19 protein-coding genes and 2 tRNA genes are annotated in these 23151 nt (G+C 64.2%); 5 read left to right on the top strand and 16 right to left on the bottom strand.

Annotated elements, in window-relative coordinates:
* The 3 genes from CHB99_RS02285 to rnr all read right to left on the bottom strand — a co-directional run.
* The coding region (locus CHB99_RS02285; RefSeq protein WP_170946356.1) for a 30S ribosomal protein S6 at nt 1–115 on the bottom strand (115 nt) is incomplete at its 3' end.
* A gap of 236 nt (nt 116–351) precedes the next feature.
* Entirely contained in the window at nt 352–1098 is a 747-nt protein-coding gene (gene rlmB / locus CHB99_RS02290; protein WP_042120281.1) for a 23S rRNA (guanosine(2251)-2'-O)-methyltransferase RlmB, read from the bottom strand.
* Nucleotides 1095–3707: a ribonuclease R gene (gene rnr, locus CHB99_RS02295; RefSeq protein WP_042120282.1), complete on the bottom strand. Its 2613-nt coding sequence runs from the start codon at nt 3705–3707 to the stop codon at nt 1095–1097. Before rnr ends, rlmB begins: the two co-directional genes overlap by 4 nt.
* 277 nt (nt 3708–3984) lie before the next feature.
* Between rnr and CHB99_RS02300 the strand changes: the two genes are divergently transcribed.
* From CHB99_RS02300 to CHB99_RS02315, 4 genes are all read left to right on the top strand, one after another.
* Nucleotides 3985–4071, top strand: a tRNA-Leu gene (locus CHB99_RS02300).
* 73 nt (nt 4072–4144) lie between these two features.
* Nucleotides 4145–4231: transfer RNA gene (locus tag CHB99_RS02305), tRNA-Leu, on the top strand.
* Nucleotides 4232–4430: 199 nt separating this feature from the next.
* Nucleotides 4431–5444: an extracellular solute-binding protein gene (locus CHB99_RS02310; RefSeq protein ID WP_042120283.1), complete on the top strand. Its 1014-nt coding sequence runs from the start codon at nt 4431–4433 to the stop codon at nt 5442–5444.
* Nucleotides 5444–7009, top strand: a complete 1566-nt coding sequence (locus CHB99_RS02315; protein WP_042120285.1) for an ABC transporter permease — start codon at nt 5444–5446, stop codon at nt 7007–7009. The genes CHB99_RS02310 and CHB99_RS02315 overlap by 1 nt, the downstream gene beginning before the upstream one ends.
* Here the strand turns inward: CHB99_RS02315 and CHB99_RS02320 are convergent, their stop codons facing one another.
* The 12 genes from CHB99_RS02320 to CHB99_RS02375 form a co-directional block, all read right to left on the bottom strand.
* A complete protein-coding gene (locus tag CHB99_RS02320; protein WP_042120287.1) occupies nt 7010–8944 on the bottom strand; it encodes a methyl-accepting chemotaxis protein in 1935 nt (644 codons plus the stop codon). It abuts the gene before it with no gap.
* Nucleotides 8945–9111: 167 nt separating this feature from the next.
* Nucleotides 9112–10404 (bottom strand): adenylosuccinate synthase, encoded by a 1293-nt coding sequence (locus CHB99_RS02325; protein WP_042120289.1) that lies wholly within the window; start codon nt 10402–10404, stop codon nt 9112–9114.
* A 56-nt stretch (nt 10405–10460) separates the two neighbouring features.
* Complete coding sequence (locus tag CHB99_RS02330; protein WP_042120290.1) at nt 10461–11648, bottom strand: ATP phosphoribosyltransferase regulatory subunit; 1188 nt, start codon at nt 11646–11648, stop codon at nt 10461–10463.
* Nucleotides 11649–11914: 266 nt separating this feature from the next.
* Entirely contained in the window at nt 11915–12784 is an 870-nt protein-coding gene (gene hflC / locus CHB99_RS02335) for a protease modulator HflC (RefSeq protein ID WP_042120291.1), read from the bottom strand.
* Entirely contained in the window at nt 12784–13953 is a 1170-nt protein-coding gene (gene hflK / locus CHB99_RS02340) for an FtsH protease activity modulator HflK (protein ID WP_042120293.1), read from the bottom strand. Before hflK ends, hflC begins: the two co-directional genes overlap by 1 nt.
* Nucleotides 13954–14049: 96 nt before the next feature.
* Nucleotides 14050–15351: a ribosome rescue GTPase HflX gene (hflX, locus tag CHB99_RS02345; RefSeq protein WP_042120294.1), complete on the bottom strand. Its 1302-nt coding sequence runs from the start codon at nt 15349–15351 to the stop codon at nt 14050–14052.
* 12 nt (nt 15352–15363) lie between these two features.
* The gene (hfq, locus tag CHB99_RS02350) at nt 15364–15624 is read right to left on the bottom strand and encodes an RNA chaperone Hfq (protein WP_009399549.1); all 261 of its coding nucleotides are present in this window, start codon (nt 15622–15624) and stop codon (nt 15364–15366) included.
* A gap of 93 nt (nt 15625–15717) precedes the next feature.
* Complete coding sequence (gene miaA / locus CHB99_RS02355) at nt 15718–16692, bottom strand: tRNA (adenosine(37)-N6)-dimethylallyltransferase MiaA (protein ID WP_042120651.1); 975 nt, start codon at nt 16690–16692, stop codon at nt 15718–15720.
* Between the two features lie 2 nt (nt 16693–16694).
* Nucleotides 16695–18590 (bottom strand): DNA mismatch repair endonuclease MutL, encoded by a 1896-nt coding sequence (gene mutL / locus CHB99_RS02360; RefSeq protein WP_042120298.1) that lies wholly within the window; start codon nt 18588–18590, stop codon nt 16695–16697.
* The gene (locus CHB99_RS02365; protein ID WP_212555901.1) at nt 18587–20023 is read right to left on the bottom strand and encodes an N-acetylmuramoyl-L-alanine amidase; all 1437 of its coding nucleotides are present in this window, start codon (nt 20021–20023) and stop codon (nt 18587–18589) included. The genes mutL and CHB99_RS02365 overlap by 4 nt, the downstream gene beginning before the upstream one ends.
* Nucleotides 20024–20025: 2 nt before the next feature.
* The gene (gene tsaE / locus CHB99_RS02370; protein ID WP_042120302.1) at nt 20026–20496 is read right to left on the bottom strand and encodes a tRNA (adenosine(37)-N6)-threonylcarbamoyltransferase complex ATPase subunit type 1 TsaE; all 471 of its coding nucleotides are present in this window, start codon (nt 20494–20496) and stop codon (nt 20026–20028) included.
* Nucleotides 20484–21344, bottom strand: a complete 861-nt coding sequence (locus CHB99_RS02375) for an NAD(P)H-hydrate dehydratase (protein ID WP_042120304.1) — start codon at nt 21342–21344, stop codon at nt 20484–20486. The genes tsaE and CHB99_RS02375 overlap by 13 nt, the downstream gene beginning before the upstream one ends.
* A 64-nt stretch (nt 21345–21408) precedes the next feature.
* Here CHB99_RS02375 and queG point away from each other — a divergent pair, with 64 nt between their 5' ends.
* Nucleotides 21409–22485: a tRNA epoxyqueuosine(34) reductase QueG gene (queG, locus tag CHB99_RS02380; protein WP_042120306.1), complete on the top strand. Its 1077-nt coding sequence runs from the start codon at nt 21409–21411 to the stop codon at nt 22483–22485.
* On the opposite strand, the gene CHB99_RS02385 is transcribed toward queG, so the two are convergent.
* On the bottom strand, nt 22486–23097 hold the full coding sequence (locus tag CHB99_RS02385) for a trimeric intracellular cation channel family protein (protein ID WP_042120308.1): 612 nt from the start codon (nt 23095–23097) through the stop codon (nt 22486–22488).
* Nucleotides 23098–23151 lie beyond the last annotated feature (54 nt).

The following is a 23151-nucleotide window of genomic DNA, read 5'->3' on the forward strand; positions in this document are numbered from 1 at the left end:
GACGGTGGATCTTGCCGCCGTCTTCTTCGATCAGCTTGGTGTAACGCTCAACCATGCCGCCGACTTGCTCGCTCTGGTCAGGGTGGACCAGGAAGATGATTTCGTAATGACGCATGAATGCTCCTTACGGGTTGTAGTCTGCCGACAAAGCGGTCAGACAAGGAGTGAATGACACTGTATGTCTTGTCCTGAACCAGGCACGTATGCCCGGGACAAGGCGCGCAATTGTAGAGAAGCGCGGTGGGACAAGCAAGGAGATTGGTGAAATATTGAGCAGCGCCGATAGAAGACCGGCTCAGGAACGATCGTGGGAGCGAGCAAGCTCGCTCCCACAGGGGATAGCAAGAACGGTTATTTGCCTGCCGAGCGCTGGCGAACCGCTTCGAACAGGCAAACCCCGGTCGCCACCGAGACGTTCAGACTGCTCACGCTACCAGCCATCGGCAACTTCACCAGGAAATCGCAGTGCTCGCGGGTCAGGCGGCGCATGCCCTTGCCTTCCGCGCCCATGACCAGCACGGTCGGCCCGGTCATGTCCTGCTGATACAGTTCCTGCTGCGCCTCGCCGGCGGTGCCGACGACCCACAGGCCGCGCTGCTGCAGCTTTTCCAGGGTCCGCGCGAGGTTGGTCACCGCCACCAGCGGGATCACTTCGGCGGCGCCGCAGGCGACCTTGCGCACCGCGGCGGTCAAGGTCGCCGACTTGTCCTTCGGCACGATCACCGCCTGCACACCGGCGGCATCGGCGGTCCGCAGGCAGGCGCCGAGGTTGTGCGGGTCGGTGACGCCATCCAGCACCAACAGCAGCGGCGCGCCCTCGGTGCGATCCAGCAGCTCGTCGAGCATCGCCTCGCCCCACACCTGGCTCGGGCTGACCTCGGCGACCACGCCCTGGTGCACGCCTTCGACCCAAGCATCCAGCTCGCGACGCTCGGCCTGGCCGACCGCCACGCGATTTTCCGTGGCCAGGGCCAGCAGCGCCTGGATGCGCGGCTCGCTACGCCCTTCGGACAACCAGATCTGCTTGACCCGCTTGGGGTGATGACGCAACAGGGCTTCCACGGCATGCACGCCGTAGATCTTTTCCAACTGACTCATGACTTGCCTTTGCTCTTGCGGGAAGAGGAACCGGATTTAGGCGGTCCCTTGCGGTGCTTGGTCGGCTTGTCCGACTTGCCGGACGACTTGCCCGAAGGCTTGCCGCTGGCATGGGCGTGCTTGGCATCGGACATCAGCGCCTTCTTCATTTCCCGGCTCTTGCGCACTTCGGCGTTGTTCGCCGCGGCATGGGAGGAGAAATACGCCTCGGAGGTCTCGCCCTTCTTGTTGCGACGGGCCGCACGCTCTTCCGGGACAGGCTCCGCTGCCTTGGCCTTGGCGCCCACGCCGATCTTCGCCGCCGGCGCCGGGGCCGCTGGCTCGGTCGAGCGCTGCTTGCGTCCGATCGGTGCCTTGAGGGCATTCTCGGACATCTCGAAATCGATCTTGCGCTGCTCAAGGTCGACGCGCATCACCCGCACTTCGACGGTATCGCCGAGGCGGAAGCTGCGACCGGTACGCTCGCCGGTGAGGCGATGGTGAACCGGGTCGAAATGGTAGTAGTCACCCGGCAGCGCGCTGACGTGGACCATGCCTTCGACGTAGATGTCGGTCAGCTCGACGAACAGGCCGAAACCGGTCACCGCGGTGATCACGCCCGGGAAGGATTCGCCGACGCGGTCCTTCATGTATTCGCACTTGAGCCAGTTGACCACGTCGCGGGTCGCCTCGTCGGCGCGCCGCTCGCTCATCGAGCACTGTTCGCCCAGTTGCTCCAGGGTGTTCTCGTCGTACGGGTAGATCCGCGCCTTGGGAATGCTCATCGCCCCGGCGCGCTTGACGTGCGGGGTGTCCTGGCGGGAACGGATCACGCTGCGAATGGCGCGGTGCACCAGCAGGTCCGGATAACGGCGGATCGGCGAGGTGAAGTGGGTGTACGCCTCGTAGTTCAGGCCGAAGTGGCCGTTGTTGTCGGCGCTGTACACCGCCTGGCTCAGGGAGCGCAGCATGACGGTCTGGATCAGGTGGAAGTCCGGACGGTCGGAGATATTGGCCAGCAGGGCCTGGTAGTCCTTCGGCGACGGACCGTCCTTGCCCTTGTGCAGGGACAGGCCGAGCTCGCCGAGGAAGGCGCGCAGCTTTTCCAGACGCTCCGGCGGCGGACCGTCGTGGACCCGGTACAGAGCCGGAATCTCATGCTTCTTGAGGAACTCGGCGGTGGCCACGTTGGCCGCCAGCATGCATTCCTCGATCAGCTTGTGCGCATCGTTGCGCACGGTCGGACGGATTTCCGCGATCTTGCGCTCGGCGCCGAAGATGATGCGGGTTTCCTGGGTCTCGAAGTCGATCGCGCCACGGGTATGACGGGCGGCCAGGAGCACCTTGTACAGCGCATAGAGCTGCTTCAGGTGCGGCACCACTTCGCTGTATTCCTCGCGCAGGGCACGGCCTTCGCGGGTGCGCGAGTGCTCGAGCATGCTGCTGACCTTGTTGTAGGTCAGCCGCGCGTGGGAATGGATCACCGCTTCGTAGAACTGGTAGTCGACCATCTGCCCGGACTTGTTCATGGTCATTTCACAGACCATGGCCAGGCGATCGACGTGCGGGTTCAGCGAGCACAGGCCGTTGGACAATTCCTCCGGCAGCATCGGGATCACACGCTCGGGGAAGTACACCGAGTTGCCGCGGACCAGGGCTTCGGCATCCAGCGCCGAACCGAGACGCACGTAGCTGGACACGTCGGCGATGGCCACGTACAGGCGCCAGCCACCAGAGAACAGGCGCAGCTTGCCGAGGCTTTCGCAGTAGACGGCGTCGTCGAAGTCGCGGGCATCCTCACCGTCGATGGTGACGAACGGCAGGTGGCGCAGGTCGATGCGCTTTTCCTTGTCCTTCTCTTCCACATCCGGCTTGAGCTTGCGGGCTTCCTTGATCACCGCTTCCGGCCAGACGTGGGGAATGTCGTAGCTGCGCAGGGCCACGTCGATTTCCATGCCCGGCGCCATGTAGTTGCCGATGACCTCGACGACATCGCCCTGGGGCTGGAAGCGCGGGGTCGGCCAGTGGGTGATCTTCACCTCGACGAACTGACCGATCTTGGCGCCGGCATTGCGTCCCGGGGTAACCAGCACTTCCTGCTGGATCTTCGGGTTGTCGGCGGTGACGAAGCCGATGCCGCCTTCTTCGAAATAGCGGCCGACGATGCTTTCGTGGGCGCGGGAAATGATCTCCACCAGCACGCCTTCACGGCGGCCGCGGCGGTCGACACCGGAAACCCGGGCCAGGGCGCGGTCGCCGTCGAACACCAGGCGCATCTGCGACGGGCTGAGGAACAGGTCTTCGGTGCCATCGTCGGGGATGAGGAAACCGAAACCGTCGCGGTGACCGGAAACGCGACCGAGGATCAGGTCGAGCTTGTCCACCGGGGCATAGGTGCCGCGCCGGGTGTAGATAAGCTGGCCGTCACGCTCCATCGCCCGCAGGCGACGACGCAGGGCTTCGATCTGGTCCTCGGTCTGCAGGCCGAATTCCTCAACCAGTTGCTCGCGCGCAGCCGGCGAGCCTCGTTCGGCGAGGTGCTGGAGGATCAGCTCACGGCTTGGGATGGGGTTTTCGTATTTTTCCGCTTCACGAGCGGCCTCGGGATCGAGGGACTGCCAATCGGCCATTAGGAGGGGTTCACCTTGTCTATATAAGGGTTAGTTTGGCATAGCCGTATTGAAACCGGAAATTTCAGCCTTGGACAGCCCCGCCAGGGACAGCCTGTTTGGCGTTTCTCGGCTGAGGTCGATCAACGGCTTGAATTTTTTAAGATTTTTTTCGGATGGGGGTTTACAGCCCCAGGGGGCATCCGTATAGTGCGCACCACAGCGACGGAGACCGTCGTTATAGTTGAGAAGCCGCACGATGTCACGCTGTAATGCATCGAAGCGAAATCAACGAAATGCCCAGATGGTGAAATTGGTAGACACGCCAGCTTCAGGTGCTGGTGACCTTACGGTCGTGGAAGTTCGAGTCTTCTTCTGGGCACCAATTTCAAATTTCAGATCACTGATCTGTTTATGCGACACGCTACACTGATCATGTTTCAAATGCTTCAAACTTTGCCCAGATGGTGAAATTGGTAGACACGCCAGCTTCAGGTGCTGGTGACCTTACGGTCGTGGAAGTTCGAGTCTTCTTCTGGGCACCATATTTCAAAGAAACCCGCGAAAGCGGGTTTTTTTATGCCTGTTATTCGGCAACCGCCCGCGCACTCCTCTCCCTCAGCGCTTCCTGTCACGAGATGACTCGATAGCCTGCTCATGAATTTCCCGTCATGCGGCCACTTGAGAAACAATTTCGTTTACCATTGTTTCCAAATATGTAGCCGTAAGCGAGGAACCACCCGCATGACGATCCGCCGTACCCCGATTCTGCGCGGCCTGGCCGTTTCCCTCCTTGGCCTGGTGCTCGCCACACCGGCCGCCCTGGCCGCCGACCCGGTGACCCTGACGCTCTACAACGGCCAGCACAAGGAAATCGGCGAGGCCATCGCCAAGGCCTACGAGGCCAAGACCGGCATCCATATCAATATCCGCAAGGGCAGCAGCAATCAGCTGGCCAGCCAGATCATCGAAGAGGGCGAGCGCTCCCCCGCCGACGTGATCTACACCGAGGAATCGCCTCCGCTGAACAACCTCGGCGAGCTGGGCCTGCTGAGCAAGATCGAACAGACCACCCTGGACGTGCTGCCCAAGGAATTCGTCGCCGCCAACGGCACCTGGATGGGCGTGACCGCACGCACCCGGGTGGTGGCCTTCAACCCGAAAGTGATCGACGAGAAAGACCTGCCGCCATCGGTCATGGACTTCGCCAACCCCGAGTGGGACGGCAAGGTCGGTTTCGTGCCCACCAGCGGCGCCTTCCAGGAACAGGCGGTGGCCATCCTCAAGCTCCACGGTCGCGAAGCCGCCGAGGAGTGGCTGACCGGCCTCAAGGCCTTCGGCAAGACCTACACCAACAACATGGTGGCACTGAAAGCCGTGGAGAACGGTGAAGTCGCCGCGGTGCTGGTGAACAACTACTACTGGTACGCCCTGAAAAAGGAACGCGGCCAACTGGATTCGAAGCTGTACTACCTGGCTGACGGCGATGTCGGCGGCCTGATGACCATCTCCGGCGCCGCCGCGGTCAAGGCCAGCAAGCATCCGCAAGAGGCCCAGGCCCTGCTCGCCTGGATGGCCAGCGAGGAAGGCCAGCGCGTCATCACCCAGACCACCGCCGAGTACCCGCTGCACAAAGGCATGGTTTCCGATCAGGGTCTGAAGCCGTTCGAAGAGCTGCGTCCGCCGCGGATCACCCCGGCCGACCTGGGCAACGCCGAGGAAGCGCTGGAACTCGAACGCGAAGTCGGCCTGCTCTGATGAGCGCCGCGCTTCCCGTGGCGCCGGCCACCGGCTTCGTGCCGCGGCGCAGGCGACCCTCGCTCTGGGTGGTCCTTCCGGTCCTGCTGCTGGTCGGCCTGAGCCTGCTGCCGCTGCTGTATGTCGCGCTGAAGACCTGGCAGGCCGGCTGGCACGAAGCACTGCGCCTGATCTGGCGCCCCTTCGTCTGGGGCCTGATGCGCAACACCCTGCTGCTGATGGTCGGGGTCACGCTGAGCTGCGCGCTGGTCGGTCTGTCACTGGCCTGGCTGCTGGAACGCAGCGACCTGCCGGGACGCCGCCTGTGGGGCGTGATCCTGTGCCTGCCGTTCGCCGTGCCGTCGTTCGTCAGCGGCTTCACCTGGGTGTCCCTGAGTCCGAAGTTCGAAGGGCTGTGGGGCGCCATCCTGGTGATGAGCCTGTCCAAGTACCCGCTGGTATTCCTCCCGGTGGCGGCGACCTTGCGCAACCTCGACACCTCGCTGGAGGAGTCGGCGCGAACCATGGGCTGCAATCGCTGGGCAGTGTTCCGCCGGGTCACCCTGCCGCTGCTGTGGCCGTCGGTGCTCGGCGGCTGCCTGCTGATCGCCCTGCACATGCTGGTGGAGTTCGGCGCGCTGTCGATCCTCAACCTGCAGACCTTCACCACGGCGATCTACCAGCAGTTCGAGCTGGAATTCAGCAACGCCAACGCGGCGATGCTTTCGGCGGTGCTGCTGTTGATGTGCCTGCTGATGCTCTGGCTGGAGCTGCGGGTACGCGGCAAGGCCCGCCATGTGCGAATCGGCCAGGGCGTGGCGCGGCGTGGCGCGCCGGTGCGCCTGGGGACGTGGATGCCGCTGGGCCAGCTGTATTGCCTGGGCCTGGCGATCCTCGGCAGCGGCATTCCCCTGGGCATGCTGGCGTACTGGCTGAGCGTGGGCTCGTCGGCGGCCTTCCCGGTCGCGGACATCAGCCGGGCGCTGTTCTCGTCGCTGTCGCTGGCCTTGGGTGGCGCGGGCGTCAGCCTGCTGCTGGCCTTGCCGGTGAGTTTCCTGGTGGTGCGCTACAAGGGCCGCCTGGCGATCTGGGCCGAACGCCTGCCGTACCTGCTGCATGCCCTGCCGGGATTGGTGATCGCCCTGACGCTGGTGTACTTCGCCCTGCACTACGTGCCGGCGGCGTACCAGACCACGGGACTGTTGCTGCTGGCCTATGCCCTGCTGTTCCTGCCCCTGGCCCAGGCGCCGGTACGCACCGCGCTGACCAAGGCCGCGCCGCAGCTGGAGGAAGCCGCACGGACCCTCGGCGCGACGCCCTTCATGGCGTTCTGCCGGGTGACCCTGCCGATCATCTTCCCGGCCCTGGCCGCCGCCTTCGCCCTGGTGTTCCTTGATGCCATGAAGGAGCTGACCGCGACCCTGCTGCTCAGCCCCACCGGCATGACCACCCTGGCCACCGAGGTCTGGGCGCACACCGCCAACGTCGAGTTCGCCGCGGCGGCGCCCTATGCGGCGCTGCTGATCCTGGTGTCCGGGTTGCCGGTGTACCTGCTGACCACCCGGATGTACCTGAACCGCGCCTGATCAGGCGCGGAACTGGCCCAGGCTGGCCTTGAGCTGGGCCGCCAGACCATCGAGGACCTTGCTGCTGGCGGTGGTCTGCATCACCACCTGGGCCGCCCGTTCGGCCTGGGCATGGATGTTCTCCACCCGCCCCCGCACCGCCTGCGCCCCCTGGGCCTGCTGCTCGGCAGCACGGGTGGCGAGTCCGATGGCCGCGTGCACCTGCTCCACCGACACCTGCACGGTCTGCTGCAGACGGGCATTGTCGCGCAGCACCAGCAAGCCTTCGCTGGCCTGACGACCGGCCTGGCTGATCGCCGCCACCGCCTCCTTCGCCCCCTGCTGCAGGGCACCGATATGCGCCTGGATATCGCCCGTGGAGCTCTGCGTCTTGCTCGCCAGGGCACGCACCTCGTCGGCGACCACGGCAAAGCCACGCCCGGTTTCCCCGGCCCGCGCCGCCTCGATCGCCGCGTTCAGGGCGAGCAGGTTGGTCTGCTCGGCGATGCCGTGGATCACCGTCAGCACCACTTCGATCTGCTCGCTCTGCTCGGCCAGGCGCTCGATGACTTTCGAACCGGTCTCCACCTGCCCGGCCAGGGCCTCAATCAGCTTGGCCACCTGGGCCGAACTGCGGCTGTTCTCATCGGTGGCCTGGCGGATGTCCACCACCTGCTGCAGGGCTTCCTGCATGGCACGGCTTTCCGCCTGGGCCTCGTCAGCCATGCTCGACAGAGCGCGCAGGCTTTCGGCCACTTCGTCGCGCTGCATCGCCGCGGCGGAGTCGGCACCGGCACTGTGCTGCGCCATGCTGCTGATTTCGATGCCAGTGCGCTGGGCCACCTCCCCGGCTTCACGCACGATGGGTTGCAGCTTGTCGACGAAGCGGTTGACCGCTGCCGCCATGTCGCCGATCTCGTCGCGACTGTCGATGGTCACGCGCTTGGTCAGGTCACCTTCGCCGGCGGCAAGGTCATCGAGCGCGGCGATCAGCAGGCGCAGCTTGTTCACCACACGGCGGCCGAGCACCACCGCGACCACCAGCAGCACGCCGCAACCCACCAGGGCCAGGCCCAGACCGATGCGCCAGCGCAGCGTGGAGGCAGCGTCCTGGACGCTTTGCGAGGTATTGGCTTTCATCTGCAAGGCACTGCCCTGGGCCGTTTGCAGACGGTTCTGCAGGGCCTTGGTGCTATCGGCGGCGGCGCTGGTCAGGCTGTCGGCGACCATCTGGTCGCCGCTGGCGATCAACGCGGAGAAACGCTTGTCCAGCGCCTGCAGTTCGGCATCCACCGACGCGGTGGAAACCCCCATCAGCACCTTGCCGATCTCCACACCGTTGGGGTTGATCGAGGCTTCGAGGAAGTACACCGACGGATCGTTGCGCGCGGCATCCAGGACCTTGTCCAGCGCCCGTTCGCCCTGGCCTTTTTCAAGCAGAGCCTGGTTGACCGGATTTTGACGGTTGAGATAGCGGGTCAGGTGTTCGCCTTCGGCGTTGTCATAGACCACGAACAGAACGTTGGGGTTGCGCTGGGCACGACGGGCGAACTCCGACAGGGTCGGTACGTCGACGTCCCAGATCGCCCGCGGTGCCACCGAGGCGAGCAGCTCGGCCATGTCGTTGGCCGAGTCGCGCAGGTTTTTCTCCAGGGTGGCGCGCAATTGCGCCTGTTCTTCTTCCAGACGCGACGACAAACCGGCGGTCAGGCGTTGGCGGGTACTTTCGGAAAGGCTGCTCAGCCCCGAGCTGACCTCCTTCGCAGCCTGGTCCAGCTCCGTCGCCAGTTTCTGGCTGTCGGTGCCCAGACGATTGCCCAGATCGGCTTCCAGTGCGGTGACCGTGCTGCGGGTCAGTACCACAGCGACCACCACTTGCACCAAAAGAGCGATACCAAGCGCCACAAAGACAGGCCGCAAGAGGCGGCTTCGTAACAATGAGATAACCGCAGACACAATAAATCCCTCTGCTTTTCGGAGCCATTACAGTGATGGCATCCCTGAAGGCAATTTCACAGCAAAGCTTGTGCCGCAGTGAGAGGGCAAAAACGCCAAAGGCCCCTGAAAAGGGGCCTTTGGCGTTGGGGCCGCTTTGCGACCCCAGTTGTTGCTATGTCAGCGAATCAGGCGAACGGGTGACGCAGCACGATGGTCTCGTTGCGGTCAGGGCCGGTGGAGATGATGTCGATCGGCGCGCCGACCAGCTCTTCCACACGCTTGATGTAGGCACGGGCGTTGGCCGGCAGTTCTTCCAGGGTCTTGGCGCCCACGGTCGACTCGGTCCAGCCCGGCATTTCCTCGTAGATCGGCTCCAGACCGATGTAGCTGTCGGCATCGGTCGGTGCGTCGATGACCGCGCCGTTCTCGTTCTTGTAGCCCACGCAGATGCGGATGGTCTCCAGACCGTCCAGCACGTCCAGCTTGGTCAGGCACAGGCCCGAGATGCTGTTGACGTCGATGGCGCGACGCAGGATGACGGCGTCGAACCAACCGCAGCGACGCGCGCGACCGGTAGTGGCACCGAACTCGTGACCGCGCTTGGCCAGGTAGGCACCGACGTCATCGAACAGTTCGGTCGGGAACGGACCGGAGCCGACGCGAGTGGTGTAGGCCTTGGTGATGCCGAGGATGTAGTCGATGTACATCGGGCCAACACCGGAACCGGTGGCGATACCGCCGGCGGTGGTGTTGGAGCTGGTCACGTACGGGTAGGTACCGTGGTCGATGTCCAGCAGCGAGCCCTGGGCGCCTTCGAACATGATGTCCTTGCCGGCGCGACGCAGCGCGTGCAGTTCGGCGGTGACGTCGAGCATCATCGGCTTCAGCTGCTCGGCGTATTCCATGCACTGGTCCAGGGTCTGCTGGAAGTCGATGGCCGGCTCTTTGTAGTAATTGACCAGCTGGAAGTTGTGGTAGTCCAGCAGCTCACCCAGCTTGGCGGCGAAACGCTCGCGGTGGAACAGATCGCCGACGCGCAGGCCGCGACGAGCGACCTTGTCTTCGTAGGCCGGGCCGATGCCGCGACCGGTGGTGCCGATCTTCTGCTCGCCACGGGCCTTCTCGCGCGCCTGGTCGAGGGCGACGTGGTAGGACAGGATCAGCGGGCAGGCCGGGCTGATGCGCAGGCGATCGCGAACCGGTACGCCCTTCTCTTCCAGCTTGACGATTTCACGCAGCAGGGCGTCGGGTGCGACCACCACGCCGTTGCCGATCAGGCATTGCACGCCTTCGCGCAGCACGCCCGAAGGAATCAGATGCAGCACGGTTTTCTCACCGTCGATGACCAGTGTGTGACCGGCGTTGTGGCCACCCTGGTAGCGCACTACGGCGGCAGCATGTTCGGTCAGCAGATCGACGATCTTGCCTTTGCCCTCATCACCCCACTGGGTGCCCAGGACTACGACATTCTTACCCATAACACTTGTCCTCATTCGCGCAAACTTGGCGCCGGCCACTGGGCCGGCGGCTAATCTCAGATGGCCAGTGGCAGAACCTGCCAGAGCCCGTTTTGCAGAATCAATTGCCGGTCGCAGTCCGCCTCGATGGCGGCAGTCAGTGGCTGGCCAGGCAGTGCCTGCACAACCCGTTGACCGTCACTGCGCAACTGGCAGACCAACTGCCACAGAGCCGCATCGCCGCTGTCGGGCATCCAGATCCCGCCAGTGGGCAATACGATCTCTGCCCGCCCCAGTGTCACAAGGGTCTTCAAATCCGTGGAGAAACCGGTGGCCGGACGTGCCCGGCCGAAGTCGGCGCCGATATCGTCGTAACGACCACCCTGGGCGATCGACTGGCCGACGCCCGGAACGAACGCGGCGAACACCACACCGGTGTGGTAGTGGTAGCCACGCAGCTCGCCCAGGTCGAAATACAGCGGCAGATCCGGGTAACGCGAGGTCAGCCGGTCGGCAATGCTCATCAGGTCGTCCAGCGCCGCCAGCACCGCCGCCGGAGCACGGCCCAGACGCACGCGGGCCGCTTCCAGCACTTCACGACCGCCACACAGCTCGGTCAGGGCGCGCAGCATGCCAGCCAGATCCGCCGGCAGATTGGCGGTCAGCGCCACGACTTCGTCGATGGCCTTGCGCTGCAGGGCGTCGAACAGCTGCTGCTCGACCGCGCCGGACAGGCCGGCGGCACGCGCCAGGCCACGGTAGATGCCGACATGACCGAGGTCCATGTGCACATCCGACACATCGGCCAGTTGCAGCATGGCCAGCATCAGGCTGATCACTTCGACGTCACTGACCGGGCTGGCATCGCCATACAGCTCGGCACCGAGCTGGATCGGGCTGCGCGAGGTCGACAGTGCCCGCGGCTGGGCGTGCAGCACGCTGCCGGCATAGCACAGACGGGTCGGACCTTCGCGGCGCAGGGTGTGCGCATCGATGCGCGCGACCTGCGGCGTGATGTCGGCGCGGAACCCCATCTGCCGGCCCGACTGCGGGTCGACCACCTTGAAGGTCCGCAGATCCAGGTCCTGACCGGCACCGGTGAGCAGCGATTCCAGGTACTCGATATGAGGCGTCACGACGAACTCGTAACCCCAACTCTGGAACAGATCCAACACCTGGCGACGCGCAATCTCGATGCGCGTCGCTTCCGGTGGCAGTACTTCTTCGATGCCATCTGGCAGCAGCCAGCGGTCTACCGTTGCCATTACGCCATTTCCCCTGTGGTCCGGGCGGCTTGCCCGCGGGCCAGCCGTGAGTGAAGCAGGTCCCGGCAAATCACGCGCGCAGCGCCGATTCCAGCGTTGCCGCAGTGCCGATACCCTCGTAGATCCTGTGCTGCGTCTTGCGTTGAATCATTCGATCTCGCAGACGCAAAAAAGCCGGGAATTTCCCGGCTGCCGCATCATACACCCGTTGTCTTGCAGAAATCACCCCGCCAGACGCATTAGCCGCCCAGCGGGGTGATCGGGTGTCACGGTTTCGCTTTGTTCATGAAGCGGAAGAACTCGCTGCTCGGGTCGAGGACCAGAACGTCGTTCTTGCTGCTGAAGCTTTCACGGTAGGCATTCAGGCTACGGTAGAACGCGTAGAAGTCCTGATCCTGGCCGTAGGCCTTGGCATAGATCGACGCTGCCTGGGCATCACCGTCACCGCGGGTCTCTTCCGACTCGCGATAGGCTTCGGCCAGCAGTACACGGCGCTGACGATCGGCATCGGCACGGATGCCTTCTGCCAGCTCGTTACCCTTGGCGCGGTGCTCACGGGCTTCACGCTCACGCTCGGTGCTCATCCGCTCGAACACGCTGCGGTTCACTTCCTTCGGCAGGTCGATGGCCTTGACGCGAACGTCGACCACCTCGATGCCCAGCTCCTTCTCCGCCATGCGGTTCAGCGAGCCGGTGATGTCCGCCATCAGCGCATCGCGCTCGCCGGACACCACTTCGTGCAGGGTGCGCTTGCCGAACTGGTCACGCAGGCCGCTTTCCAGACGACGGGACAGACGCTCGTCGGCGATCTGCTTCATGCCGGAGGTCGCGGTGTAGAAACGCTCGGCGTCCTTCACCCGCCATTTGGCGTAGGCATCGACCATCACCGCTTTCTTCTCCAGGGTCAGGAACCGCTGGGTCGGGGCGTCGAGGGTCATCAGACGGGCGTCGAACTTACGCACCTGGTTCACGTAGGGAACCTTGACGTGCAGACCGGGCTGGACATCCGCCTGGACCACACGACCGAATTGCAGGAGCACCGCACGTTCGGTCTGGGCAACGATGTAGAAGCTGTTCCAGGCGACGATGGCCAGGACGACGCCAACGATCAGGGCGATCAGCGATTTATTGCTCATCAGCGGCTCTCCCTGGTGCGCAGTTGCGGCTGTTGCTGTTGCAGATCCGAGGCACGGTTCACCGCGTCATTGACCGAAGTCGCGGGGACACTGACCGGTGCGTTGGCATTGCGGCTGCCATCGACCATCTTGTCGAGCGGCAGGTAGAGCAGGTTGTTCTGCCCGTCCTTGCCAGTGACCAGGACCTTGCTGGTGTTGCTGTAGACCTCTTGCATGGTCTCCAGGTACAGACGTTCGCGAGTGACTTCCGGCGCCTTGCGATACTCGGCGACCAGCTTGGTGAAGCGGTCGGCCTCACCCTTGGCGCGCGAGACGACTTCATCGCGATAACCGTTGGCATCCTCGATGATGCGCTGCGCCTGGCCACGCGCTTCAGGAACCACGCCATTGGCGTAGGACTCGGCCTGGTTGCGGGCGCGCTGCTCGTCTTCACGGGCGCGGATCACGTCGTCGAAGGCTTCCTGCACTTCACGCGGGGCTGCCGCGCTCTGCACGTTGACCTGGGTGACGGTGATACCGGTGCGATAGGTATCGAGGAAACGTTGCAGACGCTCCTTGATCTCGATGGCCATCTGCTCGCGACCCTCGGTCAGCACCTTGTCCATCGAAGTGGAACCCACGACGTGGCGCAGGGCGCTGTCGGTCGCGTGCTGCAGGCTGACTTCAGGCTGGTCGACGTTCAGCACGAAGTCCTGCAGGTTGCTGATCTTGTACTGCACGGTCAGCGGCACTTCGACGATGTTCTCGTCCTCGGTCAGCATCTGGCCCTGCTTGGTGTACGCACGCTCACGCGTGACGTTTTCCATGTACTTGCGATCGATCGGGGGGAAATAGATGTTCAGGCCCGGTCCGACGGTTTCATAGTACTTGCCGAAGCGCAGCACCACGGCCTGCTCCTGCTCGTCCACGACGTAGACCGCGCTGTACAGCCAGATAGCCGCCAACACGGCAAGACCAACGCCCAGCAGGCCAAAGCCGCCACCCTTGGGAAGGCTGTCGCCGCCACCACGTTTCTTGCCACTGCCGAACATGCCGTTCAGGCTATCCTGCAGCTTGCGGAAGGCCTCGTCGAGATCCGGAGGGCCTTTCTTGTCGCCGCCACCACCGCCACGGCGCCCACCCCAGGGATCCTGATTGTTCGAGTTGCCACCCGGCTCATTCCAAGCCATAGCGCTCTCCATCTGATAAAGCAAAGACGCGCCAACGGCGCGCCGTCCAATGCTACAGAATGCCTGTCACGGCCGCCTGACCGCGTCGTCAGGCTTTTATTGCAAAGTGTGTTGTTCGATGAACGCAACAGGCTCGAGCCCTTCGCGCGCCACCAGGCGGTTGAAGTCGGCCCGCGGCAGGCGCACGGCCAACAGGCTGCTGCCTTCCTCGTCATGCGCTTCGTTCTGCACGGCCCCCGCCGCGAAGAACTGCGCGCGCAAGCGCGCGTAACGCTGTTCCAGGCGCAGGGTACCGACAAAAAGATCGTCCCCCAGCAACTCGGCAATCGCCTGCCCCACCAGTTCAAGACCGCGACCTTCGCGGGCCGAAACCCAGACCCGCTCCGGCTTGCCATCGGCATTTCGCTGAATATGTGGCTCAATGCCTTCAAGCAGATCGAGTTTGTTATACACCTCGAGGATCGGCAAGCCTTCCGCACCGATCTCGCCGAGCACCGCCATGACCTGTTCGATCTGCGCCATGCGTTCGGGCTCGTGGGCGTCGATCACATGCAGCAGCAGGTCGGAATTGCTCGACTCTTCGAGCGTAGCCCGAAAAGCCTCGACCAGCTTGTGTGGCAGGTGACGAATGAAACCCACGGTGTCGGCCAGCACGATCGGCCCGATATCGGCCAGTTGCAGCCGGCGCAGCGTCGGGTCGAGAGTGGCGAAGAGCTGGTCGGCGGCGTAGACCTCGGAAGCGGTCAGCGCATTGAACAGGGTCGATTTGCCGGCGTTGGTGTAGCCCACCAGTGAAACCGAAGGCACATCGGCGCGCTTGCGTCCGCGCCGCGCCTGTTCGCGCTGGCTGCGCACCTTCTCCAGACGTGCCTTGATCTGTCGCAGGCGCACACGCAGCAGACGGCGGTCGGTTTCCAGCTGGGTTTCACCCGGACCGCGCAGACCGATACCGCCTTTCTGTCGTTCAAGGTGGGTCCAGCCGCGGACCAGGCGCGTGCTCATGTGTTCGAGCTGCGCCAGTTCGACCTGCAGCTTGCCCTCGTGGGTCCGCGCGCGTTGGGCGAAGATGTCGAGGATCAGGCCGGTACGGTCAAGCACGCGACACTCGAAAACGCGTTCGAGGTTGCGCTCCTGACTCGGGGTGAGGGTGTGGTTGAAGATCACCAGGTCGGCCTCTTCGGCCTTGACCAGGTCGCGCAGTTCCTCGACCTTGCCGCTGCCAATCAGAAACTTGGCAGTGGGCTGGTGTCGCGCCACATTGGCGAACGCGACGATATCGGCACCGGCCGACAGCGCCAGCTCCTGGAACTCCTGCGGGTCTTCGCGCGCCTCAGGGCTCTGACCTTCCAGATGAACGAGAACGGCTCGCTCACCACCACCGTGGCGCTCAAAGAACAAAGCAGGCTCCTATCAGGCGTTACCTGGCTCAGCGTCGCCGTGATCGGCATCAGCTGCGCTAGGCAGACGAATTGGACGGACCGGAACAACGGTCGAGATCGCGTGCTTGTAGACCATCTGGCTGACAGTGTTCTTCAGCAGGATGACGAATTGGTCGAAGGACTCGATGGTGCCTTGCAGCTTGATGCCGTTGACCAGATAGATCGAAACCCCGACTTTTTCTTTTCTCAAAGTATTCAAGTAAGGGTCTTGTAGCGAATGCCCTTTTGACATATGCCGCACTCCTGTAAGGATCAATAGTAAAAAAACAAGAAAACTGATGGCTCAAGCCGCCCCACCCCCAAGGATAGACGGCAATTGCGGGATTCAGCCCAATATGGAGACGGTCCCGAGGTATTTCAAGGTGCGAGACAGATTGTCGCAAGCCAGGCTGTCCAACCAGTGCACATCGGCCCAACTGCGCAACCAGGTGAACTGCCGCTTCGCCAACTGGCGAGTGGCAATGATGCCGCGCTCCTGCATTTCAACTGAAGTCAGCTTGCCATCAAGATGATCCCAGACCTGACGATACCCCACTGCCCGTATAGACGGCAGCCCCGCGTGCAAGTCACTTCGCGCACGCAGCAATCGGACCTCGTCAATGAAGCCCTGTTCCAGCATTTGTGTGAATCTTGCCGCAATTCGCTCGTGCAGAACCTGCCGGTCCCGCGGCGCGATGGCCAGGCTGGCGACAGTATAGGGCAATTGCCCCTGCCCAGAAGTGTCAGTGCTATTACTTTGCTCAGCTTGGCGCAAACGATGTGACGTCATCGTTGAACCGCTCACCCGATACACTTCAAGTGCACGGATCAGACGCTGCGGATCATTCGGATGAATGCGTGCCGCCGAGACCGGGTCCACGGCCGCCAGTTCGTCATGCAGTGCCTGCAGCCCCTGTTGCTGCGCCAGGGCTTCCAGTTCGGCGCGAACCTGGGGGTCGGCCGGCGGCATGTCCGCCAGGCCTTCCAGCAGCGCCTTGTAATAGAGCATGGTGCCCCCGACCAGCAGCGGGATCTTGCCACGGGCGGTGATATCGGCCATGGCCTCGAGGGCGTCGCGACGAAAATCCGCCGCCGAATAGCTTTCGGCGGGATCGAGAATGTCGATCAGGCGATGCGGATGCGCCGCGAGGATCTCCTTCGACGGCTTGGCCGTGCCGATATCCATGCCGCGATAGATCAGTGCCGAGTCGACGCTGATCAGTTCGCACGGCAGCACCTTGGTCAATTCGATGGCCAGGTCGGTCTTGCCCGCGGCGGTCGGGCCCATCAGAAATATCGCCGGAGGTCTGGAACCCGCCATCATCAACGACCGCGCAAAAACAGTTTGTCCAGGTCGTCCAGGCCCAACTGGGTCCAGGTCGGACGACCGTGATTGCATTGCCCGCTGCGCTCGGTGTTTTCCATGTCACGCAGCAGGCCGTTCATTTCCGGGATGGCCAGGCGTCGATTGGCGCGCACCGCGCCGTGGCAGGCCATGGTGCCAAGCAGCTCGTTCAGGTGCGCCTGGATGCGGTCGCTGGTGCCGTACTCCATCAGGTCGGCAAGCACGTCCTGCACCAGGCGATTGGCCTCGGCCTGCTTGAGCAGCGCCGGAATCTGCCGGATCGCCAGGCTTTCCGGGCCCAGGCGCTGCAGCTCGAAGCCCAGGCGCTGGAACCACTGCGCATGTTCCTCGGCGCAATCCGCTTCGCGCTGGCTCAAGGCCAGGGATTCAGGTACCAGCAACGGCTGGCCGCTCAGGCCTTCGCTGGCCATGGCGATCTTCAGGCGCTCGTACATGATCCGCTCGTGGGCAGCGTGCATGTCCACCAGGACCAGGCCGTGGGCGTTTTCCGCGAGGATGTAGATACCCTTCAATTGCGCCAATGCGTAGCCCAGCGGCGGTACATCGCTCTCGCTCTCGGGCAGGGCCGCGGGCTGCGCACCCGGCAGCGGGGAGAAGAATTCGCGATAGACCTCACGGCTCTCGCCAACGGCAACCGCCGGCGTCGGCCGTGGCGTGTAGTTGTACTGGTAACCCGCGCCGGAACCACCACCCGCCACACTGGTCTGAGGCGCGGCCACAGGCTGTTCGAGCACGCTGGCGGACAGGCGCATTTCACCCTGGGGCCCGAATTCGCCAGCCTGCAGACCGGTCGGCCGGGTGATTTCCGCGGTCGCCGCGGGGGCCGCCAACTGATCGTCCGGCCGCACATCGGCCAATGCCCGGTGCAGAGTGCCGTAGAGGAAGTCGTGAACCATGCGCCCATCACGAAAGCGCACTTCGTGCTTGGTCGGATGGACGTTGACGTCGACTCCGGTCGGATCGAGCTCAAGGAACAGCACGAAGGTCGGATGCCGACCGTTGAACAAGACATCGCGATAGGCCTGGCGCACGGCATGGGCAACCAGTTTGTCGCGCACCGCGCGGCCGTTGACGAAGAAGTACTGCAAGTCCGCCTGACTGCGCGAGAAGGTGGGCAGGCCGACCCAGCCCCACAAATGCAAGCCGTTGCGTTCGATCTCGATCGGCAGCGCCTGCTCGAGGAAGCCCGGGCCGCACACGGCTCCGACCCGCCGCGCGCGGGAGATCTCGTCCGGCGCTTCATGCAGGCTGAGAATGCTCTTGCCGTTGTGGCGCAGGTGAAAGCCCACGTCGAAGCGCGCCAGCGCAAGACGCCGGATCACTTCCTGGAGGTGGTCGAATTCGGTCTTTTCGGTCTTGAGGAACTTGCGCCGGGCCGGCGTATTGAAGAACAGGTCGCGGACTTCCACCGAAGTGCCCACCGGATGCGCGGCCGGCTGCACCCGTGGCGACATGTCGCGGCCTTCGGTTTCCACCTGCCAGGCCTGCTGCGCATCACGGGTACGCGAGGTCAGGGTCAGGCGCGCCACCGAGCTGATCGAGGCCAGGGCCTCGCCACGGAAACCCAGGCTCATCACCCGTTCCAGGTCCTCGAGGTCGCGGATCTTGCTGGTGGCGTGGCGGGCCAGCGCCAGCGGCAGATCGTCGGAGGCGATGCCGCTGCCGTCGTCACGCACCTTGAGCAGCTTGACGCCGCCCTGCTCCACTTCCACATCGATGCGGCGGGCGCCGGAATCCAGGCTGTTTTCCAGCAGTTCCTTGATCACCGAAGCCGGGCGCTCGACCACCTCGCCCGCGGCGATCTGGTTGGCCAGGCGCGGGCTGAGCAGTTCGATCCGGGAACCAGCACTCATGGCTGGGCCGCCAGGGTCGTGGCGGGAATATCCAGGTTCTGGCCGACTTTCAGCTCATCGCTCTTCAGGCTGTTGCTGCTGCGCAGCGCAGCGACGCTGACCTGGTAACGCACGGCGATCATCGCCAGGGTCTCGCCCGGACGCACCGTATGCTCCCGCGGGCCCTGGGCGATCTTGCCGGTGTCACGCAACCAGGCGATGTAGGTGCCCGGCGGCGGGTTCTGCTGGAAGAACTGCTTCACGCCACTGTGGATCGAACGCGCCAGCGATTGCTGGTGACTCGGCGTGGCCAGCTTGGCTGCTTCGTTGGCATTCGAAATGAAGCCGGTTTCCACCAGGATCGACGGGATGTCCGGCGACTTCAGCACCATGAACCCGGCCTGCTCGACCCGGCGCTTGTGCAGCGAGGTGACCCGGCCGATATTGCCCAGCACTTTCTGCCCGACATTGAGGCTGGAACTGAGGGACGCGGTCATCGACAGGTCGAGGAGAACGCCGGCGAGCATGCGGTCCTTGTCGTCGAGGCTGACGTTGCCGGCACCGCCGATCAGGTCGGAGCGGTTTTCGCTGTCCGCCAGCCAGCGCGCGGTCTCGGAGGTCGCGCCGCGATCGGACAGGGCGAACACCGAGGCACCGAACGCCGCCTTCGACGGTGCGGCGTCGGCGTGGATCGAGATGAACAGGTCGGCGCCTTTCTTGCGGGCGATCTCGGTGCGTTTGCGCAGCGGGATGAAGTAGTCGCCGGTACGGGTCAGCTCGGCGCGGAAGCCCTTTTCGGTGTTGATCTGGCGCTGCAGTTCCTTGGCGATCTGCAGGACGATGTCTTTTTCATGCTGGCCGCGCGAGCCCGAGGCTCCCGGGTCCTCGCCGCCGTGACCGGCGTCGATGGCGATGACGATATCGCGCTTGCCGTTCGGTACCGGTGGCAGCTTGATCGCTGGCTGCGCCGGGGTAACCGGCACGGCCGGGGTGGTTGGCGCGGTGGCGACCGGGGTCGGCGGCGCGGTCGCGGCCACGGCGTCGGCTTCCTGGTCGTACAGGTCGACCACCAGGCGGTTGCCGTACTGGGCGTTGGGCGCGAGGGTGAAGCTTTTCGGGGTGACGGCCTTGTTCAGGTCGACCACCACGCGCAGATCGGTGGGGGTCCGCTGCGCCGAGCGCACGCTGGTGATCGGCGTGTTGGAGGTGGACGCGCTCAGCGGTGCGGCCAGGGTGGCGCCATTGATATCGATGACCAGGCGATCCGGTGCGGTCAGGGTGAACACGCTGTGCTCCACCGGACCCGAGAGGTCGAAGACCAGCCGCGTGTTGTCCGGTGCCCGCCACAGACGCATGCTCTTGACCTGCGTGACAGCGAAGGCCTCAACGGTCACTGCCGTAAGCAGCAGTCCTACGACGGCAACCAGTGCGCGAAAGCGCATACCTTTCCCCATTTCTATTTGAATTCCAAGGCCAGAGCGGCACACCAGGCTTCACCGCGAGCACCTTGCGGCAGCAGGCTCAATGACCGGCCGCCCGCCTGGGGGCTTATGGTAATGGTCAGGTCCGGCTTTGGCAAAATGCCCTCACCCTTGTCCGGCCACTCGAACAGACACAAGGCATCACCCTCGAAGTAGTCGCGAATACCCATGAACTCCAGCTCTTCCGGATCGACCAGGCGATAGAGGTCGAAGTGAAATGCTCGGACTTCACCAATTTCATACGGTTCCACAACTGTAAATGTAGGACTTTTCACCGCCCCGGTATGTCCGAGGCCACGGATGATGCCCCGCGACAGGGTGGTCTTGCCCGCGCCGAGGTCACCTTCGAGAAAAATCACACCGTGGCCTTGGGTCACCCGGGCGATACGCGCACCGAAGTCGACCATGGCCTGCTCATCGGCCAGAAACAGGGTTATGCCTGACACGCTGAATGCTCCTCCAACAACTGACGAATAGATGGGACCAGGTCGTGCGCCGCCAGGCCACGGCCCTGGTCACCCAGGCGCTCACCGGCGCAGGCATGCAGCCAGACACCGAGGCAAGCAGCATCCCAGGCGTTCATGTCCTGGGCCAGCAAGGCACCGAGCACACCGCTGAGCACATCCCCCAGCCCGGCACCGGCCATGGCCGGGTGGCCGCGCTTGCACAGGGCCAGTTGGCCATGCGGGTCGGCGACCAGGGTACCGGCGCCCTTGAGCACGCAGACCGCGTTGTACTTGCGCGCCAGCTTGCGTGCTGCCCCCGGCCGGTCGGCCTGCACGGCCTCGGTGGAAACGCCCAGCAGACGCGCCGCCTCGCCCGGATGCGGAGTGATGACGCTGCCGCGAACCAGGGCCACGGGCGACGATGCCAGCAGGTTCAGGGCATCGGCATCCCAGACCTGCGGCAGGCTCGAACTGGCCACCGCCGACAACAGACTGCGCCCCCATGCCACCTGCCCCAACCCCGGCCCGACCACCAGCAACGTGGCGCGCTCGATCGGCGCCATCAGCTGGTTGGCCGAATGCACACCGAGGCTCATCACCTCCGGCAGGCGCGCCAGCGCGGCGGGTACGTGTTCGGGACGACTGGCCAGCGAGACCAGGCCGGCGCCACAACGCAATGCCGCTTCGGCGCTGAGCAGCACCGCACCGCCGGTGCCACGGTCGCCACCGACCACGAGGACATGGCCGAACTGGCCTTTATGGGCATCCACCGGCCGCGCGGGCAGGCGCGGAAGGACGTCGCGGGTGAGCACCAGGGGTTCGTGAGAAGGGTGTTTGGTCTGAGGCATGCGTCGTTGAGCTCCGATGTCTGGCAGAATTATACGCACCTGTCTCTTTATTGCCCTATTTCGCATGTCCGCTTCCATCGATCTCCCCGCCCTCGTCCAGTCGATCAAGAACTGGGGGCGCGAACTGGGTTTTGCCCACGTCGGCATCGCCGGCGTGGACCTGGCCGAGCACGAACAGCACCTGGAACGCTGGCTGGCCGCCGGCTACCACGGCGAGATGGACTATATGGGCGCCCACGGCAGCAAGCGCTCCCATCCCGACGAGCTGGTTCCTGGCACGCTGCGGGTGGTCTCGCTGCGCATGGACTACCTGCCTGGCGACACGCAGATGGCCCAGCGTCTGGCCCAGCCGGAAAAAGCCTACATCTCCCGCTATGCCCTCGGTCGCGATTACCACAAGCTGGTGCGCAAGCGCGTCCAGCACCTGGCCGAGCGCATCCAGAAAGAGATCGGCCCGTTCGGCTTCCGTGCCTTCGTCGACAGCGCACCGGTGCTGGAGAAGGCCATCGCCGAACAGGCCGGCCTCGGCTGGATAGGCAAGAACACCCTGCTGCTCAACCGCAAGGCCGGCAGCTATTTCTTCCTCAGCGAACTGTTCGTCGACCTGCCCCTGCCGGTGGACGAACCCCAGGCCAGCGAACACTGCGGCCGCTGCAGCGCCTGCCTGGACATCTGCCCGACCAAGGCCTTCGTCGGCCCTTACCAACTGGATGCACGGCGCTGCATTTCCTACCTGACCATCGAACTGAAGAACGCGATCCCCGAGGAACTGCGGGCGATGATCGGCAACCGCGTGTTCGGTTGCGACGACTGCCAAATCGTCTGTCCGTGGAACCGCTTCGCCAAGGACACCGCGGAGAACGACTTCAAGCCGCGCCACGGCCTGGACAACGCCGGGCTGGCGGAACTGTTCATGTGGGATGAAGAACACTTTCTCGCCAGCACCGAAGGCTCGCCCCTGCGCCGCGCCGGCTATGAGCGCTGGCTGCGCAATCTGGCGGTGGGCCTGGGCAATGCGCCCTCGACCATCGTGGTGCTGGAAGCCCTCAACGCACGCCGCGAGCATCCCTCCGAACTGGTCCGCGAGCATGTCGAGTGGGCGCTGCGCCAGCACGCCGAGCGCCAGGCCAGCCCCGCTTGATCAATGCTCGTCGTTGTAATGGAACTTGGGCATTTCCCAGTGGAAACGGATCGCCAGCAGGCGTAGCAGGAAACCGCCGAACAAGGTGATCAGGATCGCCTGCTCCGCCGGCAGCTTCAGATAGACGCAGCCCATGTAGCACCAGGCGGCGGCGAAGGACACGCTGGCGTACAGCTCGCGGCGGAAGATCAGCGGAATGTCGTTGCAGAAGATGTCCCGCAGGATACCGCCGAACACGCCGGTGACCACGCCGCTGATGGACGCCACCAGCATGCCGTGGCCCAGCTCCATCGCCGTCATGCAGCCAATCAGGGTGAAGGCCACCAGGCCCAGGGCGTCGAGCACCAGGAACAACGAGCGCAGGTGACGCATCAGAGGCGCGATGAAGATGGTCAGCAGCGCCGCGACGCTGGTCAGCACCAGGTATTCCGGGTGCTTGACCCAGGTCAGCGGGTAATGCCCCAGCAGCACGTCGCGCACCGAACCGCCACCCAGGGCGGTGACGCAGGCGATCAAAACCACGCCGAACCAGTCCATGCCGCGACGGCCGGCGGACAGGGCGCCGGTCATGGCTTCGGCGGTGATCGCGATGAGGTAGAGCATCAACAGCATGGTGCGAGTCCGGGAAAAAGGGGCGCGCAGTCTACCCAGTTGCTGCTGGCACCA

It is taken from the genome of Pseudomonas japonica, assembly GCF_900188455.1.
In the GTDB taxonomy this organism is placed as follows: Bacteria; Pseudomonadota; Gammaproteobacteria; order Pseudomonadales; family Pseudomonadaceae; genus Aquipseudomonas; species Aquipseudomonas japonica.